The 2254-nt window shown below is 53.6% G+C and carries 3 protein-coding genes; all 3 read left to right on the top strand.

The annotated features are described in order from the left end of the window. Positions 1 to 504: 504 nt before the first annotated feature. The gene (locus ACTQXM_RS08905; protein ID WP_441537637.1) at positions 505 to 963 is read left to right on the top strand and encodes a leucine-rich repeat domain-containing protein; all 459 of its coding nucleotides are present in this window, start codon (positions 505 to 507) and stop codon (positions 961 to 963) included. Positions 964 to 1022: 59 nt separating this feature from the next. Further along, positions 1023 to 1565 carry a hypothetical protein gene (locus ACTQXM_RS08910; RefSeq protein WP_441537638.1) on the top strand — a complete coding sequence of 181 codons (543 nt, stop codon included), beginning with the start codon at positions 1023 to 1025 and terminating at the stop codon, positions 1563 to 1565. A gap of 233 nt (positions 1566 to 1798) precedes the next feature. Next, entirely contained in the window at positions 1799 to 2089 is a 291-nt protein-coding gene (locus ACTQXM_RS08915) for a type II toxin-antitoxin system Phd/YefM family antitoxin (RefSeq protein WP_441537639.1), read from the top strand. Positions 2090 to 2254: the final 165 nt, after the last annotated feature.

Raw genomic sequence — 2254 nt, forward strand, 5'->3', positions numbered from 1 at the left:
CCATCCGGAGGCGCCCGATCGGCGGCCCCTCGGGGCTTGCCCGTATCGTAGGCAATGCGCCGAATGCTCGCCATCGAAATTTATCGATGGCCTATTTCAGACTGTAATGGGCGGGTTCTAAATCGAGGCGGACGTCGCGAGTAGCTAATTGCAATTGGAGGTAGCCCCTATCCGGAAGGCAGCGCCACGCTCAACTTTGGTTGGGTTTGGTGTTTCCATATTCGCTGCTTGTGAGGTTCTATTCGTCGAAGGGGTTTCTATACGTTTTCAGCTGCGGTGGCGTTGACCGAACCTGGCCGACTGTACCAATGTCCAGTGCTTGAGATGATCTTCAAAGCGGCGGCCGGGGATTGCTTGAGTGTAAAGGGTTGATTCTGGTTCATCGAGATGTTGACCCGACAGCGAAACAGAGGACCATGTTTGACTGCACGCAACCCCTAATATATTGGGGGCTGGTATCACTTGACAGTGATACCAATGGTTCCTCAAAAGATGGGAGCTGCCGTGGACGAAGTGCGGTTGTACGAAGAAGGCATCTTGACTCCGGGGTTCGCCCATACGGTTTTGTGCAATGAGGACGGTACGCTTGTTGTCCCAGAGGGAATCAGGGCGATTCGCGGGGCATTTCACGGGCGGCAGGATATCAAATCCGTCGTTTTGCCCGATGGAATTATCGAGGTCGGCGATAGCGCATTCAATTGCTGCGAAAAATTGGAACGTGTCGAGTTCCCTGCATCGGTTCGCGTGATTGGTGAGCATGCGTTCGCGTCGTGCCCAAAGTTGCGTGAGACGCACCTGCCGTCGGGGTTGGAGCGCATCGAATCGTGCGCTTTTGCCCACTGTACTGCGCTCAAGCAAGTGGAACCTCTGCCCAGCAGTGTGTCTGTTGCGGCGGATGCGTTCTACTCCTGCCCGAACTACATCCAGGGTCTCGATCGTCAGCATAAGGGTTTCGCCAGCTAAAGGGCAAGGCCTGTTGTGTTCATCGATACGGGCTTGTTTAATGGAAGGACGGATTAGGCATGTCAGAGGAAGTGGAAGGGCGGGACAAAGAGCCGCGTAAAACTGATGCGGGGGATATCGTCGCATGGTTGGTCATTGCCTGGCTTGGTATCAGTCTAATTTGGGTGATAGCAGATTCCTTTTTATTGGGCGGTTTTCAAAATGTTATGGACATGCTGGAACGTGAAGGAGTAGATGTCTCGTTTCTCGGTCGAAACTTCCTGGCACTTCTTGGGGTGTATTTCATAAACTTCATGATATTGGCGGCAGGTGCGTGGTTCTGTTTCGAAATTAAACGCAAGCATGGAGAAGGTGGATTGACATCTGGGGCAACGGCTCTTATCTGTATCGTCGCATTGTTCGTAATCGGATTCTTAATAAGGCTGTGGCAGAATCAGGGCGATGTGCTTCTTTTATTCATCATGGATGGGAGAGGGGATTATTGGCACGTCCTCATTTTACTGGAGCTGTGTTACGGCACTGCTTTAGGAGTTCTTTGGGCTCCCTTTGCCTACATATGGGACCGCTTTTTCAAGAAGGATGGGAAGTCGAAAAGCAAATAGCGCAACGATGCTCTTCTCTTATCGTTTGGCTCCCATGACTAATGGTGTTCCTTGTTCGTCTGCCTCTCGTTTTTCTCACTGACTTCCGCAAACCTCAATTTAGGGACTGTCCTTAAATTGAGGTCCACGCCGCGCTCAGCTCCGGTTGGGGGCGGCGTTTTCTATAACGCAAAAGTTGACTAACAATCTAGTCAAAACGAGCGTAGACTGTTCCCAAAGAGATGGGAGCAGCCATGACTACGTTGACTGTCGACCTGGATCGAGCCGAGCGCGTGGGCCTTGCCGATGCGAAAGCGAACCTCAGTGGGCTTGTCGCCCATGTAGAGCAAGCGCGCGAAGCGTGCGTCATGATGCGTTACGGGCGTCCGGCGGCGTTGCTGGTGCCCTTGCCTGTGGGCGCCCCGGAAACAACGAAGGCACGAGGGAGGCTGTCCCGGTATGCTGACGCGTCGAAAGTGGATGAGGAATCCGACGCATTTGCGAGGGCGGTGATTGCAAAGCATGGGCACGCTGCTGGATGCTAACGCCGTTCTGCGCTATCTGCTTGAGGATAATCAGGAGCAGGCGGACCTTGCGGCGGGTGTTCCTATAGTTTTGTCAACTGGGAAATGCTCTCCGTGCGACCGGATCGCGGCATGCTGACGCCAAGCCATTAGGCCGGTGGGCTTCAGTCTGCTCGGTGCGTTTCG

The sequence above is a fragment of the Collinsella sp. LCP19S3_D3 genome (genome assembly GCF_052121455.1).
Lineage (GTDB): Bacteria > Actinomycetota > Coriobacteriia > Coriobacteriales > Coriobacteriaceae > Collinsella.

Excerpts from the sequence above, each read along its gene's own strand:
- ACTQXM_RS08915 (WP_441537639.1), top strand. The coding sequence starts at position 1,799 with ATGACTACGTTGACTGTCGACCTGGATCGAGCCGAGCGCGTGGGCCTT.
- ACTQXM_RS08910 (WP_441537638.1), top strand. The coding sequence starts at position 1,023 with ATGTCAGAGGAAGTGGAAGGGCGGGACAAAGAGCCGCGTAAAACTGAT.